The organism is Streptomyces sp. SP18BB07 (assembly GCF_036322545.1).
Taxonomy (GTDB): domain Bacteria; phylum Actinomycetota; class Actinomycetes; order Streptomycetales; family Streptomycetaceae; genus Streptomyces; species Streptomyces deccanensis.
Genome location: NZ_JAQYWT010000349.1, coordinates 148,411 through 163,457 on the forward strand (window position 1 = coordinate 148,411; position 15,047 = coordinate 163,457).

The window sequence follows — 15,047 nt, forward strand, 5'->3', positions numbered from 1 at the left end:
GGCCTTTCAAGATCGGCCCGCAGGGCCGTCCTGAGGGGCGCGGGGAACTGCGCGACCAGCCCCCACTTGGCCGCGGACGACGAACCCGCACCGCCAAATCGGTTATCCACAGGCCCCCACGTGACCAACCCTGGCCAGTAATGTCGGCGTTCATGGAGCAGAGGCATCTCGGCCGTACCGGCCTGCGCGTGTCCCGGATCGGGCTCGGCACCCTGACGTGGGGCCGCGACACGGACGAGCATGACGCCGCGGACATGTTGAAGGTGTTCTGGGAGGCGGGCGGCACCCTCGTGGACACGGCGGACGTGTACGGGGACGGCGAAGCCGAGTATCTGCTGGGGCAGTTGATGGACGGGCTGGTGCCCCGCCGCGACCTGGTCATCTCCACGAAGGCCGGCAGCGTCCCCGACCCCGACCGCCGCTTCGACGGTTCCCGGGGCCACCTGCTCGCCGCCCTGGACGCCTCCCTCGCCCGCCTCGGCACGGACTACGTCGACCTCTGGCACATCCACGCCTACGACCCCGAGACGCCGCTCGACGAAACGCTGCAGGCCCTCGACCTGGCCGTCAGCAGCGGTCGCGCCCGGTACGTCGGGGTCTCCAACTTCTGCGGCTGGCAGCTCGCGAAGGCGGCCACCTGGCAGCTCGCGGCCCCCGGTATACGCACCCGCCTGGCCAGCACGCAGCTGGAGTACTCCCTGTTGCAACGCGGCATCGAGCGCGAGGTGCTGCCCGCCGCGCTGGACCTCGGCGTCGGTCTGCTGCCCTCGTCGCCGCTGGGGCGCGGGGTGCTGACCGCCAAGTACCGCCACATCACGCCCCCCGACTCCCGGGGCGGCTCCGAGCACATGGCGCCGTTCGTCGCGCCGTACCTCGACGAGACGGCGACCAGCATCGTGGAGGCGGTGCAGACCGCCGCGGACGGTCTCGCCGTCACCCCGCTCCAGGTGGCCCTCGCCTGGGTGCGCGACCGGCCGGGCGTGGCCGCGCCCATCGTCGGCGCGCGCAACGCGCTGCAGCTCACGGGGGCATTGTCAGTGGAGACCCTTAGTCTTCCTGACGAGATCTGCCGGGCTCTCGACGACGTGTCGGCGCCCGTGCACCGCTATCCCGATCACGACTGGAGCACGCTGTGAGCACGGAGCCCTCGACCACGGGGACGGACGAGCCGGGAGGAGGAGGCGACACGACGGCCTCCGCCGCGCCCGACGACGCAGCCGCCGGGGCCGCTCCGGAAGGCTCTGCCGGGGACAGCGAGACGGCCGACACCGCCGAAGTCGACAACGAAGCCGATAGCGAAGCCGAGGCCGGTGCCGAGGTCCAGGCCGGTGCCGCCGAAACCTCCGGAGCCGCGCCCGAAGTCTCCGAGGCCCAGGCCGAGTTGGCGGCTCAGCGGCTGGAGCGGGAGCGGATCGAGCGGCGCAAGGCGGAGAAGGGGGCACCGATCACGAGCGGGGCCAAGCTCAGCGGGACGGCTGCCGACCTGCTGGCCGCCGTGCGGGCCGTCGAGGGCGGCCAGAAGCCCACGGCCACCGTCTTCGACGGGCCGGAGCCGACGCCGCGTCGGCCCGCGGAGGAACCGGTGCGGCGACCACAGCCCATGACGCCCCCGGCCGGCGCGGCGGCCCCCTCCGGCGAGACGGTCGATGTGGTGCGCGCGGTGCTGGCCGAGGGCGGTGCACCCGAGGCGCTGGTGCCGCAGGTCGCCGAGGCGCTCGGCGAGGGCGCGGGCGCCCGGCTACGGGAGGACCCCTGGCAGTTGCTGCGCGTGCCGGGCGTACGGCCCGAGCAGGCGGACGGCTTCGCGCGGGCCCTGCTCGGGGCGGAGTGCGGCCCGGACGACGAGCGACGGGGCCGGGCGGTCACCGTATGGCTGCTGGAGCAGGCGGCCGTGGCCGGGCACACGGCGCTGGAGGCCCCGGCCCTGGTCGCCGCGCTCGGTCAGCGTGCCGTCCCCGACCCCGACGAGGCCGTCCAGAGCACCGTGGCCGAGGGCGAGGCCCTGGTCTTCCAGGACGCGCTGGACGACGCCCCGGCCGCGACCCGTTCCGCACCGGCCCCCGCATCCGCTTCCGCGCACACCGACACCGACGGCGAGGGTGAGGGTGAAGGTGACGAGGCGGAGGAGGAGCGCCCGGTGCGTGTCCTCATCGGCCTGGAGCGTTACGCCCTCGCCGAGGAGAGCCTCGCCGACGGACTCGCCCGCCTCATGAACTCCCTGCCCAAGGAGGATCCGACCGACTGGGCCTCGGCAGCGGCGTCGGCCCCGCGTTCCGCCGCCGAGCTGATCCGCGCCGTCGCCGGACACGGGCTCGTGCTGCACACCGGCGGCGAGGCCGCTCGCGCCGAACCGGCGGCGCTCGTCACGGCCGCCCGGTCGCTGGGCCTGCGGGCGTACGCGGCGACGCACAGCGCGGACGGCAGACGACGCTTCGCCTCACAGCTGGGCTCCGCCGACGGCGAGCCCGCTGAGGGGGACGACACGGTCGAGGCGGGCGACACCGTCGTGGCGACCCTCGCCGGGCTGCTGTCCGGTGCCGAGGGACCCGGCCGTGACGTGGACGGCGCCCTCGACCTGGACCTTCTCGTGGTGCTGGACGCGCCCCAGTTGGACGTCGAGACGGCCGCGCTGCTCGCCGAGTCGCTGCCCGACGGGGCCCGGCTGGTGCTCAGCGGCGACCCGGGGGTGCTGTGGTCCGCCGGGCCGGGCCGGGTCTTCGCCGACCTGCTCGCCGCCCGGGCCTGCCCGCAGGTGGCATCGCGGACGCCCGACCCCGGGCCGATCGGAGAACTGGTCTCCGGAATCGGGATCGGCGAGCTGAACCAGGTCGACGCACCCGGCAAGGAGGTCGTGATCGTGCCGGTGCGGGACGCCGGTGAGGCCGTGCACCGGACCGCGCAGCTCGTCGTGGACTCGGTGCCGAGGGCGTTCGGGATCCCCGCGGAGCAGGTGCAGGTGATCACCCCCGGTCATGGGGGCGCCGCCGGTACGCGTGCGCTGAACGCCGCGCTCAAGGAGCGGCTGAACCCCGGTCCGGGCCGTTTCGGCGGCTTCGACCCGGGCGACCGCGTGGCCCACTCCCCCGCGCCGGGCCGTACGACGCCCGGCCGCGTGGTGAAGGCCGACGCCGAGGGACTACACCTGGAGTGCGCGGGCGTGGCCGTCGTCGTACCGAAGGAGCGGGTCGAGCAGACCGTGCGGCACGGGTGGGCGCTGACCGCGCATCAGGCCGTGGGGCATCGGTGGCCGGCTGCGGTGGTGGTCCTGCCGGGTGACGCGGCGCAGGCCCTCACGCGCCCCTGGGTCTACACGGCCTTCGGCCGAGCCGAGCGGCACCTGTCCGTCGTGCACGGGGTGGAACAGGCCCTGCCCCGCGCGGTCGCCGAGATCCCGCCGAAGCCCCGCACGACCCGACTGCCGGCGCTGCTCAAGGCCCAGGTCCCGCCGACCGATTGACAGCGCGCCCCTCGGGCGGCCCGCAGGGCCGTCCTCCAGGGGCGCGGGGAACTGCGCGAGCAACCACGGACGACCCGAGGCCGCCGACGACGAGCAGCCCCGAGCCCCATGGGGCGTCCCCGCCACAGGACGCCCCCACGACCCCCTACCGGTCCACGTCCAGCGGTTCCAGATCCTCGTCCTCGTCCAGCTCCGCCTCCGGCGCGATGTCGTCATCCAGGTCGTCGTCCGGCTCGTCGTCGAAGACCGCGCTGACGTCGAAGCGGCAGACGGTCAGCTGCGTGTCGACCCCTTCGAAGGGCGCCTCCAGCCACTCCCCGGGCTCGGCGGCGTCGTCCGAGGCGGTCACCCAGAGCGTGGAGTCACCCTCCTCCAGACCGAACTCCTTGTGCCGGGAGGCGATCTCGTCCGGCTCGAACTCACCGAACAGCACGCCGAGCGCGCCGAGCACGGTGCTCGCCGCCCCCTCGGAGGCGGTCGGCTCCTCGGCCGCCTCCACGCGCTGCGCCTGTGCCAGCAGCCGCTGCGGCTCGCCCACTGTGTAGTCGCGGCGGATCAGCACACTGAGCGCGCCGGGCTCGTCGGGGCCGATGTACGGCGGCCTGTCCTCGGTGCCGGGGATCTCGAAGGGAGTGACCTCGTCATAGCGGTCGTAGAGCAGTTCGTCGTACTCCTCGGCGGCCGCGGCCAGCTCGTTGAACGCCTCGTAGACGGCCGGGTCGTCCTCCCCCGACCGGCGTTCGACCGCGGCCAGGTGGCGGTCGAGCGCGGTCTTGACCGCCTCGGCGGCGGCGCGTACCTCGGCAGCGGTGGGCTGCGCAGCATCAGACATAGTGCAGACGCTATCCGTACCGGGCCCCAGCCCGCACAATAGATACCGATGCCGGAATACGAATTTGTCGACGTGTACGTACCGCGCGGGGTCTCCCGCAAGGACGCCACACGCCTGCTGACGGACCATGCCGAGTACGGACACTGGGAGTTGGACCGACTGAGCCTGCTGCGTGACGGCAGCCGCAGGGTGCGGTTGCGCCGACGGATCATCCGCCAGGTGCGCGCCACATGGTGAGTGGGCGGAACAAAACGGAGCGGGCCCCGCGGGTGCGGGGCCCGCTCCGTTTCGTGGACGCCGGGTCCGGTTACAGCGCGGCGGCGCGTGCCTTGCGGTAGATCAGGGCACCGCCGATCAGCGCCCCCGCACCCACCGGGAGCATCAGCCCCAGCGGCAGGTCGCCGCCGGTCTGGGCCAGCTGCGCGGCACCGTCGGGCTGGGTGACGGTCTGCGTGCCCGGGGTGTTGGTGTCACCGCCGGGGACCTCGCCGCCGGGCGTGCCCGGACCGCCAGGCCCGCCGGGCTTGCCCGGAGCCTGCGGGGACGCCTCCTCGGAGTCGCCCGGCGGGTTCTGCGTGCCGCCGCCCGGGTTCTCGTGCGCCCCTCCGCCGCCCGAGTTCCCGCAGTCGTCGTCCGCGACCCCGTTGCCGATGCCGACCACGCTGACGCTGTTGCCGCACACGTTGACCGGCACGTGGACCGGAACCTGGATGTGGTTCCCGGAGGCCACACCCGGCGAGTCACCGGTGTGACCGCCGGCGTGGGAGCCGCCGTAGGACGGACCGTGGCCGTCGTCGCCGTAACCGCCGCCGTAGCCGCCGCCCGAGCCGTTCGAGCAGTCGTTGCCCACGGCCGTGTTGCCGACGCCGACCACGTTCACGCTGTTGCCGCAGACGTTGACCGGCGCGTGCACCGGGGCCTGCACGACGTTGCCGGAGGCCACGCCGGGCGAGTCACTGGCGTGACCCCGGGCCTGGGAACCACCGTGCGAGGAACCGTGGCCCTGGTCGCCGTGGCCGCCGCCTGCGTGCTTGCCGCCGCCGTTGGAACACTTGTTGCCGGCCGCCGGGTTGAGCAGCCCGACCACGTTCACCGTGTTGCCGCAGACGTTGACCTCGGCCTCCACCGGCGCCTGCACGGTGTTGCCGGAGAGCACTCCCGGCGAGTTGGTGGCGGAGCCCTGCGCGCCGGAGTCGGCGTGCGCCATGCCTCCGGCCGCGGCGAAGACCCCGGACGCGGCCGCCACCGTCATGAGGCCTTTGCGGGTGACCTGTCGCATTGCTGAATTACCTGCCTTAAGCCCTATGTTGTGATCTTGTACACCTTGTCGGGAGACCGAACGGCCCCGGAGTGCATGGCGCGCACTCCGGGGCCGACGGTTTGTTCAGACCCTCACCGGGTGAGGCACAACGTCACTTGTTGATGCAGGTGTTGCCGAAGGCGGGGTTCAGCAGCCCGATCACCGAGATCGTGTTGCCGCACACGTTCACGGGGACGTGAACCGGCACCTGGACGACATTGCCGGACGCGACACCCGGGGAGCCGACGGCGGCACCCTGAGCCCCGGCGTCGGCGACGGCCAGACCCGCGCCCGCGAGAACCAGACCACCGGTGGCAGCCGCAGCGGCGACGACCTTCTTGAGCATTGTTCCTCCTTGTTGGCAAAGCGACTCCAAGTAGCGAGTCGCATCACCTGTAACGAGGAGGGAGTAATGGAGCTACGAGCTTATGGTCGGATTCACTCGTCACGGTCGGCCTTCGTACGCCCGGCCGAATTAAGTGCCGGACAGGTCAGGACGGGTCAGGACGCGTCGATGAAACGGTCGAGGACGCGCACACCGAACTTCAGGCCGTCCACCGGCACCCTCTCGTCGACGCCGTGGAACATGCCCGCGAAGTCCAGCTCCGGCGGCAGCTTCAGCGGCGCGAAGCCGAAGCCCCGGATGCCGAGGTCGTCGAAGGACTTGGCGTCCGTACCGCCGGAGAGCATGTACGGGACCGCCTTCGCGGCCGGGTCCTCGGCGAGCAGCGCGGACTGCATGGCGTCCACGATCGCTCCGTCGAAGGAGGTCTCCAGCGCCTTGTCGGAGTGCACGTCCTCGCGCCGCACCTTGGGGCCGAGGATCTTGTCGAGGTCGGCGAGGAACTCCTCCTCGAACCCGGGCAGGAACCGTCCGTCGACATGCGCGGTGGCCTCACCCGGGATGACGTTGACCTTGTAACCGGCGCCGAGCTGGGTGGGGTTGGCGGTGTTGCGCAGCGTCGCGCCGATGAGCTTGGCGATTCCGCCCAGCTTGGCGAGGGTGCCCTCCATGTCCTCCGGGTCGAGCGTGGTGCCGAGGGCGTCGCCGAGTTCGTCGAGGAAGGCGCGGGTGGTCTTGGTGACCCGTACCGGGAACTGGTGGCGGCCGAGGCGTGCGACGGCCTCCGACAGTTCGGTGATGGCGTTGTCGCGGTGGATCATCGAGCCGTGGCCCGCCGTTCCGGCCACGGTCAGCTTCATCCAGTGCATGCCCTTCTCGGCCGTCTGGATCAGATAGAGCCGCCGCTGCTCGTTCACCGTGAACGAGAACCCGCCGACCTCGCTGATCGCCTCGGTGACGCCCTCGAAGAGGTCGGCGTGGTTCTTGACGAGGTGCTTCGCCCCGTAGGTGCCGCCGGCCTCCTCGTCCGCGAGGAAGGCGAGCACGATGTCGCGCGGGGGCTTGCGACCGCTGCGCAGCCGGTCGCGGACGACCGCCAGCGTCATGGCGTCCATGTCCTTCATGTCGACCGCGCCCCGGCCCCACACACAGCCGTCGGCGACCTCGCCGGAGAACGGGTGGTGGGTCCAGTCCGCCGCGTTGGCCGGGACGACGTCGGTGTGGCCGTGGATGAGCAGCGCGGGCCGGGACGGGTCCTCGCCCTCGATGCGGGCCACCGTGGAGGCGCGGCCCGGGTGCGACTCGAAGATCTTCGGCTCCAGGCCCACCTCGGCCAGCTTCTCGGCGACCCACTCGGCGGCCTTGCGCTCACCCGGGCCCGAGTGGTCACCGAAGTTGCTGGTGTCGATCCGGATCAGCTCGCGGCAGAGGTCGACGACCTCGTCCTCGCCGGTCACGTGCCTGCCCGTGTCCGTCTCACTCACGCTGGTTCCTCCCGCTGTCGCTGCTGGTGGTTCCCCCTCATCCTCCTCCTGCCCCACCGCCCGTCCCAAGACCGGGACCGGCCCGTCACACGCCGTTCACGCCGGGCCGCCCCGGGGACGGGGTGTGATCGGGGGCCCTCGAAAGCCTGGTAATGTTTCCTTCGTCGCCGCGGGGAGAGCCCCGCACGACAGACACCTTGTCCGGGTGGCGGAATGGCAGACGCGCTAGCTTGAGGTGCTAGTGCCCTTTATCGGGCGTGGGGGTTCAAGTCCCCCCTCGGACACACAGTGGCGAAGGCCGCGACCCCAGGGTCGCGGCCTTCGTGCGTTGATGGTGGCGAAATGTGGGACATATCTCTCGCTGCTCGAGAAAGCGCAGGTCACAGCCCGTTCGGGCGTCCCCTGCGGGCCGCTCTGCGGATGCCTCCGCTTGGCCGACACGACAGGCCGTAGTCACCCGAGCACTAGAGTATGGGGCTTGTTCGGCACCGGTACGGAAATATCCCCAGGCAGACCTGTGGCCCCTCCGGCGCCCCCGGATGGTCCGGGTTCGAGAGGCGAGGATCCGATGGCCGCCGTATACGAAAGTCCTGACCTGACGCTGCTCGACGGAGAGTTGGTCGAGGGAGCCGGGCAGTTCGGCAAGGTGGCCCGTTTCTCGGCCGGTCCCGCGGCCTCCCCCCGCACCCTCGTCGACGTCTTCGAGGCGTCCGTGCGGTCGTACCCGGACGAGCCCGCGCTGGATGACGGGAAGCGGCGGCTGACCTACCGCGCGCTGGCCGTCGAGGTGGAGAGCCTGCGGCGACGGTTGGGAGCCGCCGGGGTCGGACTCGGGGACCGCGTCGGGGTGCGGGTGCCGTCGGGCACCAACGAGCTGTATGTCGCGATCCTCGCGGTGCTGGCCGCCGGGGCCGCCTATGTGCCCGTGGACGCCGAGGACCCCGACGAGCGGGCCGAGCTGGTGTTCGGCGAGGCCGAGGTGCGGGCCGTCATCGGGGCCGGGCACGAAATGACCGTGCACGGCGCGTCCGACTCCCCCGCCGCGCGGCCCGGGGTCGAGCACGACGCGTGGATCATCTTCACCTCCGGGTCGACCGGCAAGCCCAAGGGCGTGGCCGTCAGCCACCGCAGTGCCGCCGCGTTCGTGGACGCCGAGGCGGCGCTGTTCCTGACCGAGGAGCCGATCGGGCCCGGGGACCGGGTGATGGCCGGGCTGTCCGTGGCCTTCGACGCGTCCTGCGAGGAGATGTGGCTGGCCTGGCGGTACGGCGCCTGTCTGGTGCCGGTGCCGCGCGCGCAGGTCAGGAGCGGCGCGGATCTGGGGCCCTGGCTGGTGGAGCAGGAGATCACGGTCGTGTCGACCGTGCCGACGCTGGCCGCGCTGTGGGAGCCCGAGACCCTCAACGACGTACGGCTGCTGATCTTCGGCGGTGAGGCGTGCCCGCCGGAGCTGGCGCAGCGGCTGGTGACGGAGGGGCGGGAGGTCTGGAACACGTACGGGCCGACCGAGGCCACCGTCGTCGCGTGCGCCTCGCTGATGTCCGGTGCGGAGCCGATCCGGATCGGGCTGCCGCTCGACGGGTGGGAGCTGGCCGTCGTGGACGAGGCCGGGGAGCCGGTGCCGATGGGCGGCAGCGGGCAGCTCGTGATCGGCGGGGTCGGGCTCGCGCGGTATCTCGACGCCGAGAAGGACGCGGAGAAGTACGCGCCGCTTCAGTCACTGGGCTGGGAGCGGGCCTATCGCAGCGGTGACCTGGTGAAGGCCGAGCCCGAGGGGCTGATCTTCCTCGGGCGGGCCGACGAGCAGATCAAGCTCGGCGGCCGGCGGATCGAGCTGGGTGAGGTCGACGCCGCGTTGCAGGCGCTGCCCGGCGTCGCGGGCGCCGCGGCGGCCGTACGGACCGCGCGGAGCGGCAACCAGCTGCTCGTCGGCTATGTGGTCACGCAGGAGGGCTGGGACCACGCGGCGGCCGTGGAGAAGCTGCGGGCCGAGCTGCCGGCCGCGTTGGTGCCGCTGCTGGCGCCGGTGGCGGAGCTGCCGACCCGGACGTCCGGGAAGGTCGACCGGAACGCCCTGCCGTGGCCGCTCGCGGACCTGGAGACCGCCGGTCCCACCGAGGAGCTGTACGGAACCGAGGCGTGGCTCGCCGAGCAGTGGGCCGAGGTGCTGGGGATCCCGGTCGGCGGCGCGGGCGACGACTTCTTCGCCATCGGCGGCGGCAGTCTGGCCGCCGCGCAGCTGACGACGCGGCTGCGGACCCGGTACCCGAGCGTCGCGGTGGTGGACGTCTACCAGCGGCCCACGCTCAGGAAGCTGGCCCGGTACCTGGAGGAGTCGGGCGGCGAGGACGGGGCGCGGCGGGCCGTGGCGCCCGTGCCGGTGCGGGCGCGGATCGTCCAGCTCGCGCTGCTGTTCCCCCTGTTCACCCTGCTCGCCCTGCGGTGGGTCGTCCCGCTGACGGCGCTGGGGAATCTGCTGGGGTCCTACGCCTGGCTGCCGACCGCGCCCTGGTGGGCCGTGGCGGTCGGGGCGGTGCTGTTCTTCACCCCGCCGGGGCGGCTGGCGATCGCGGCGGGCGGGGCGCGGCTGCTGCTGCGCGGCGTCGAGCCCGGTCGGTACGCGCGCGGTGGGGGCGTGCACCTGCGGCTGTGGGCGGCCGAGCGGCTGGCCGAGTTCAGCGGGGCGACCTCGCTGACCGGGGTGTGGCTGGAACGGTACGCGCGTGCCCTGGGCGCCAAGGTCGGGGCCGATGTCGATCTGCACGCGCTGCCGCCGGTGACCGGGATGCTCAAGCTCGGGCGGGGCGCGGCCGTGGAGTCCGAGGTGGACCTCTCCGGATACTGGCTCGACGGGGACCGGCTGGAGATCGGGCCGGTCAAGGTGGGCGCCGGCGCGGTCGTGGGGACGCGGAGCATGCTGCTGCCGGGGGCCAGGGTCGGCAAGCGGGCCGAGGTGGCGCCCGGGTCGGCCGTGGTCGGCCAGGTGCCCACCGGGCAGCGCTGGGCCGGGGCGCCGGCGGTCAAGCTGGGAAAGGCGAAGCGGAACTGGCCCAAGGAGCGGCCGCAGCGGGGCCTGTTCTGGCGGGCGTCGTACGGGGTGAGCGGGGTCGGGCTGACCGCGCTGCCGGTGCTCGCCGGGGTCGCCGCGCTGGCCGTGCTGAGTCTGTTCGTGGATCCGGAGGCCGGGCTCGGCGGCGCCCTGCGGGGCGCGGCGCTCGGGCTGGTGCCCGCCACGCTCGCGTTCGGGGCGGCGTACGCGCTGCTGCTGCTGATCGCCGTGCGGCTGCTGAGCCTCGGGCTGCGGGAGGGTACGCATCCCACGCACAGCCGGGTCGGCTGGCAGGCGTGGACGGTCACCCAGCTGATGGACAAGTCGCGGGAGACGCTGTTCCCGCTGTACGCGGGCCTGGTCACGCCGGTGTGGCTGCGGCTGCTCGGGATGCGGATCGGCCGGGGCGCGGAGGTGTCGACGGTGCTGGCGCTGCCGAGTCTGACGACGGTCGGGGAGGGGGCGTTCCTCGCGGACGACACCCTGACCGCGCCGTACGAACTCGGCGGGGGCTGGATGCGGATCGGGCGGGCGCAGATCGGGCGGCGGGCGTTCCTGGGGAACTCGGGGATGACCGCGCCGGGGCGTTCCGTGCCGGACGGCGGTCTGGTGGGGGTGCTGTCGGCGACGCCGAAGAAGGCGAAGAAGGGCAGCTCGTATCTGGGGCTGCCGCCGGTCAAGCTGCCCCGGGCGGCGGCCGGCGGCGACCAGAGCCTGACGTACGAGCCGCCGGCGCGGCTGCTGTGGGCGCGGGCGCTGGTGGAGCTGTGCCGGATCGTGCCGGTGTTCTGCTCGGCGGGGCTCGCGCTGCTGACGGTGGCGGCGCTGAGCGCGCTGGGCGGCTGGGCGTGGCTGTGGGGCGGCGTCGTGCTGCTGGGGGCGGGTGTGCAGGCGGGCCTGGTGTCCGTGGTCGCGAAGTGGCTGCTCGTGGGGCGGCACCGCACGGGTGAGCATCCCCTGTGGAGCGGTTTCGTGTGGCGCAACGAGCTGGCGGACACCTTCGTGGAGGTGCTGGCGGTGCCGTGGCTGGCCGGGGCGGTGCCCGGTACGCCGGTGCTCAACGTGTGGCTGCGCGGGCTGGGCGCGCGGATCGGCAAGGGGGTGTGGGTGGAGAGTTACTGGCTGCCCGAGGCCGACCTCGTGACGCTCGGCGACGGGGCCACGGTGAACCGGGGATGTGTCCTGCAGACCCACCTCTTCCACGACCGGATCTTGCGGACGGATACTGTGGAGCTCCGTGAGGGTGCCACCCTGGGCCCGGGCGGAATCGTCCTGCCCGGCAGCGTGGTCGGGGCCCGCACCACGCTGGGTCCGGCGTCGCTGGTCATGGCCGCGGAGTCCGTTCCCGACGACACCCGGTGGCTGGGCAACCCGATCGAGTCATGGCGCCGCTGAACGCGGCTCGTGCGGCGCCGGGGAACCCGGGGGACGATGGACGTCGTACGAGAGCGGAGCGGGGAGCAGAAGCGGCAGTGGCGGTTCAGCAGTCAGTGGGTCCGGACCCGTACTTCCCGGCGAACGGCGATTCCCGTTACCGGGTGCATCGGTACGAGCTGGCTGTGGACTACCGGCCGGGGCCGAACCGGCTGTCGGGCACCGCGCGGCTCAACGCCATAGCGGGCCGGGCAGCGCTCGCCGAGTTCCAGTTGAACCTGGCCGACTTCAAGATCGGGCGGGTGCGGGTCGACGGGCGGGCGCCGCACTACTCGCACCGGGGCGGCAGACTGCGGATCCGGCCGGCCAAGCCGATCCGGCCCGGGGCCGCGTTCACGGTCGAGGTGCACTGGTCGGGCAATCCCAAGCCGGTCAACAGCCCCTGGGGCGGGCTCGGTTGGGAGGAGCTGACCGACGGGGCACTGGTGGCGAGCCAGCCGGTCGGGGCGCCGTCCTGGTATCCGTGCAACGACCGGCCCGCCGACAAGGCCTCGTACCAGATCTCGGTGACGACGCCCTCGGCGTACCAGGTGGTGGCGGGCGGGCGACTGCTCACCCGTACGGCGAAGGCGTCCACGACGACGTGGGTGTACGAGCAGTCGGCGCCGACGTCGAGCTATCTGGTGGGGCTGTCGATCGGGCGGTACCAGACGGTGCTGCTGGGCGATCCGCGGCCGGGCGGGGTGCCGCAGCACGGGCACATCCCGGCGCACCTGCTCACCGAGTTCTCGCGGGACTTCGCGCGGCAGCCCGCCATGATGGAGCTGTTCGAGGAGCTCTTCGGGCCGTACCCGTTCGGGGAGTACGCGGTGGTGGTGACCGAGGAGGAGCTCGATGTCCCGGTCGAGGCCCAGGGGTTGTCGCTGTTCGGCGCCAACCACGTGGACGGGGCGCGGGGTTCGGAGCGGCTGGTGGCGCACGAGCTGGCGCACCAGTGGTTCGGCAACAGCGTGTCCATCGCGGACTGGCGGCACATCTGGCTGAACGAGGGGTTCGCCAAGTACGCCGAGTGGCTGTGGTCGGAGCGTTCCGGCGGGCGCAGCGCGCAGCAACTGGCCGCCGCCGCGCACCAGAAGCTCGCCGCGCTGCCGCAGGACCTGCGGCTGGCCGACCCGGGCCGCAAGCTGATGTTCGACGACCGGCTCTACGAGCGCGGCGGTCTCACCGTCCACGCTGTCCGCTGTGCCCTCGGTGACGAGGCGTTCTTCCGGATGCTGCGCGGCTGGGCGACCGTCCACCGCGGCGGTGCCGTGACGACGGCCGGTTTCACGGCGCACGCCGGCCGCTATGCCGACGGGCCGCTGGACGCCCTGTTCCGGGCCTGGTTGCGGGAGCCGGCGCTGCCGCCCCTGCCCTCCCCGAGGGCGCCCGGGACGCCGGCGCGACCGCCGTATCCGCCGACGAACGCGGGCTCGGCGTAGAGCGGGCACAATGACTGCCATGTCGTCGCGCCGCAGTGGTTCCAGGGCCAGGTCGAAGAGTGCTTCGCGGGCCGCTTCGCCGGTCCCTCGCACGTGCCCGTGCGGGCTGCCGCGGACCTACGAGGACTGCTGTGGGCGCTACCACTCCGGGAGCGCCGCCGCGCCGACCGCCGAGGCCCTGATGCGGTCCCGGTACAGCGCGTTCGTCGTGCGCGACGAGGCCTATCTGCTGCGCAGTTGGCATCCCCGCACCCGGCCCGCCGACGTCGCCTTCGACACGACGATGCGCTGGACCGGCCTGGAGATCCTGGAGACCCGGGACGGCTCCGCCTTCCACACCAGCGGCACCGTCACCTTCCGCGCCTCGTACCGCGGCGGCTCGATGCACGAACGCAGCCGCTTCGAGCGGGTGGACGGGGCGTGGGTGTACGTGGACGGCGAGTTCCCGGAGTCATGACCCGTTACTTCGACCCGCTCACGTCCGTCGGCGACGACCGGGAGGCGTTCAAGGGGCGCTGGGAGGACCGGCTCTGGCTGAACGTGCCGGGGCCGTTGTACGGCGCCGACACCGACAACTGCTGGACCGGGCGGCTGCACGCGCCCGCCCATGTGCTCTACGGCGGCGAGCACGCGTCCGAGTACGTGTACCGCCAGCCCAGGACGCCCGCGGAGACGGCCCGGCTGGTCGAGGCGGCGAGATCGGATCCGTTCGCCTGCTACGCCTGCGACGGGGACGCGTGGTGGACGTCGGACCTGGTGCGCGAGTGGTGGCGGGGGCGGGCACGGGTCACGGAGTACCTGGCCGGTCGCAGGGGCGAGTGGGCGGAGTTCGACGCCCGGTCGGGGCAGGGGATCGTTGCGGCCGTTCGGGACTTCGAGGCGTACATCGCGGACGGCTTGGCCACGGACCTGCGGGTGTATCTGTACTGGCTGGAGGAGCGGCGGTCGCCGGGCGCCGAGGACCGGTTGCCCGCGCTGTAGGACCGGGCGTCCTGCCGTGGTCGTGCGTTCACGGCGCCAGGATGTCCAGCTCCTGGAGGGCGCCCTCGGTGATCTCCCTGGTGAGTCGTTCGGCTCGGGAGGCGTCGCGTTCGCGGATGGCCTCGGCGACCTGGACGTGGAGGGTGACGGCGACGGGGTCGGGGTCGTGGAACATCACGGCGTGGTGGGTGCGGCCGGCGAGGACCTCCTCGACGACGTCGCCGAGGCGGGCGAACATCTCGTTGCCGGAGGCGTCGAGGATCAGGCGGTGGAAGACGACGTCGTGCCGGAGATAGCCCTCCAGTTTGTGGCCGCGTGAGTTGGCGACCATGCCGATGGCGCACTCGGTGAGCGCGGCGCACTGCTCGGCGGTGGCGTGCCGCGCGGCGAGGCCCGCGGCGATCGGTTCGACGGCGGATCGCAGGACCGTGAGGGAGCGCAGCTGGCGGGCGCGGTCCGCGCCCGCCAGGCGCCAGCGGATGACCTGCGGGTCGTAGACGTTCCACTCGGCGGACGGGCGGACGATCACGCCGACCCGGCGGCGGGACTCGACCAGGTGCATGGACTCCAGCACGCGGACCGCCTCGCGCATCACGGAGCGGGAGACCTCGAAGGTCTGGGCGAGTTCGTCCGTGCGCAGCACGCTGCCCGGTGGGTACTCGCCCGCCGTGATCGCCGGTCCGAGGGTCTCCAGAACTCGGCCGTGCAGCCCCCGGCCCGGTGTGGTCATGGGGATCAGGGTACGA

The 15,047-nt window shown here is 72.9% G+C and carries 12 protein-coding genes and 1 tRNA gene; 8 read left to right on the plus strand and 5 right to left on the minus strand.

Annotated elements, in window-relative coordinates:
- The first annotated feature begins 152 nt into the window (after positions 1-152).
- Both PUR53_RS34880 and PUR53_RS34885 read left to right on the plus strand, forming a co-directional pair.
- Positions 153-1,136, plus strand: coding sequence for an aldo/keto reductase (locus PUR53_RS34880; protein ID WP_329897639.1), 984 nt, complete (start codon positions 153-155; stop codon positions 1,134-1,136).
- Positions 1,133-3,457, plus strand: a complete 2,325-nt coding sequence (locus PUR53_RS34885) for a helix-hairpin-helix domain-containing protein (protein WP_329910863.1) — start codon at positions 1,133-1,135, stop codon at positions 3,455-3,457. The genes PUR53_RS34880 and PUR53_RS34885 overlap by 4 nt, the downstream gene beginning before the upstream one ends.
- 145 nt (positions 3,458-3,602) lie before the next feature.
- On the opposite strand, the gene PUR53_RS34890 is transcribed toward PUR53_RS34885, so the two are convergent.
- On the minus strand, positions 3,603-4,289 hold the full coding sequence (locus PUR53_RS34890; protein WP_329897637.1) for a hypothetical protein: 687 nt from the start codon (positions 4,287-4,289) through the stop codon (positions 3,603-3,605).
- 48 nt (positions 4,290-4,337) lie between these two features.
- On the opposite strand from PUR53_RS34890, the gene PUR53_RS34895 reads away from it, so the two are divergent.
- The gene (locus tag PUR53_RS34895) at positions 4,338-4,526 is read left to right on the plus strand and encodes a DUF5703 family protein (RefSeq protein ID WP_005485166.1); all 189 of its coding nucleotides are present in this window, start codon (positions 4,338-4,340) and stop codon (positions 4,524-4,526) included.
- A gap of 70 nt (positions 4,527-4,596) precedes the next feature.
- Here the strand turns inward: PUR53_RS34895 and PUR53_RS34900 are convergent, their stop codons facing one another.
- The 3 genes from PUR53_RS34900 to PUR53_RS34910 form a co-directional block, all read right to left on the minus strand.
- Positions 4,597-5,568, minus strand: coding sequence for a chaplin (locus tag PUR53_RS34900; RefSeq protein ID WP_329897636.1), 972 nt, complete (start codon positions 5,566-5,568; stop codon positions 4,597-4,599).
- Positions 5,569-5,701: 133 nt separating this feature from the next.
- A complete protein-coding gene (chpH, locus tag PUR53_RS34905) occupies positions 5,702-5,935 on the minus strand; it encodes a chaplin ChpH (protein WP_033531632.1) in 234 nt (77 codons plus the stop codon).
- A 155-nt stretch (positions 5,936-6,090) separates the two neighbouring features.
- A complete protein-coding gene (locus PUR53_RS34910; protein ID WP_329897635.1) occupies positions 6,091-7,416 on the minus strand; it encodes a M20/M25/M40 family metallo-hydrolase in 1,326 nt (441 codons plus the stop codon).
- A gap of 199 nt (positions 7,417-7,615) precedes the next feature.
- On the opposite strand from PUR53_RS34910, the gene PUR53_RS34915 reads away from it, so the two are divergent.
- The 5 genes from PUR53_RS34915 to PUR53_RS34935 all read left to right on the plus strand — a co-directional run bounded on the left by PUR53_RS34915 (position 7,616) and on the right by PUR53_RS34935 (position 14,301).
- Positions 7,616-7,700, plus strand: a tRNA-Leu gene (locus tag PUR53_RS34915).
- A gap of 284 nt (positions 7,701-7,984) precedes the next feature.
- A complete protein-coding gene (locus PUR53_RS34920; protein ID WP_329910864.1) occupies positions 7,985-11,860 on the plus strand; it encodes a Pls/PosA family non-ribosomal peptide synthetase in 3,876 nt (1,291 codons plus the stop codon).
- 77 nt (positions 11,861-11,937) lie between these two features.
- The gene (locus PUR53_RS34925; RefSeq protein ID WP_329910865.1) at positions 11,938-13,320 is read left to right on the plus strand and encodes a M1 family metallopeptidase; all 1,383 of its coding nucleotides are present in this window, start codon (positions 11,938-11,940) and stop codon (positions 13,318-13,320) included.
- Positions 13,321-13,339: 19 nt separating this feature from the next.
- A complete protein-coding gene (locus tag PUR53_RS34930) occupies positions 13,340-13,777 on the plus strand; it encodes a YchJ family protein (RefSeq protein ID WP_443078126.1) in 438 nt (145 codons plus the stop codon).
- Positions 13,774-14,301, plus strand: a complete 528-nt coding sequence (locus tag PUR53_RS34935) for a ferredoxin (protein ID WP_329910866.1) — start codon at positions 13,774-13,776, stop codon at positions 14,299-14,301. The genes PUR53_RS34930 and PUR53_RS34935 overlap by 4 nt, the downstream gene beginning before the upstream one ends.
- A gap of 28 nt (positions 14,302-14,329) precedes the next feature.
- Here the strand turns inward: PUR53_RS34935 and PUR53_RS34940 are convergent, their stop codons facing one another.
- Positions 14,330-15,031, minus strand: coding sequence for a FadR/GntR family transcriptional regulator (locus PUR53_RS34940; protein WP_329897630.1), 702 nt, complete (start codon positions 15,029-15,031; stop codon positions 14,330-14,332).
- Positions 15,032-15,047: the final 16 nt, after the last annotated feature.

What these genes read in the sequence shown, in the direction of transcription:
- PUR53_RS34880 (WP_329897639.1), top strand. Translation starts at nt 153, where the DNA reads ATGGAGCAGAGGCATCTCGGCCGTACCGGCCTGCGCGTGTCCCGGATC.
- PUR53_RS34890 (WP_329897637.1), bottom strand. Translation starts at nt 4,289, where the DNA reads ATGTCTGATGCTGCGCAGCCCACCGCTGCCGAGGTACGCGCCGCCGCC.
- PUR53_RS34895 (WP_005485166.1), top strand. Translation starts at nt 4,338, where the DNA reads ATGCCGGAATACGAATTTGTCGACGTGTACGTACCGCGCGGGGTCTCC.
- PUR53_RS34900 (WP_329897636.1), bottom strand. Translation starts at nt 5,568, where the DNA reads ATGCGACAGGTCACCCGCAAAGGCCTCATGACGGTGGCGGCCGCGTCC.
- chpH (WP_033531632.1), bottom strand. Translation starts at nt 5,935, where the DNA reads ATGCTCAAGAAGGTCGTCGCCGCTGCGGCTGCCACCGGTGGTCTGGTT.
- PUR53_RS34920 (WP_329910864.1), top strand. Translation starts at nt 7,985, where the DNA reads ATGGCCGCCGTATACGAAAGTCCTGACCTGACGCTGCTCGACGGAGAG.
- PUR53_RS34930 (WP_443078126.1), top strand. Translation starts at nt 13,340, where the DNA reads ATGTCGTCGCGCCGCAGTGGTTCCAGGGCCAGGTCGAAGAGTGCTTCG.
- PUR53_RS34935 (WP_329910866.1), top strand. Translation starts at nt 13,774, where the DNA reads ATGACCCGTTACTTCGACCCGCTCACGTCCGTCGGCGACGACCGGGAG.
- PUR53_RS34940 (WP_329897630.1), bottom strand. Translation starts at nt 15,031, where the DNA reads ATGACCACACCGGGCCGGGGGCTGCACGGCCGAGTTCTGGAGACCCTC.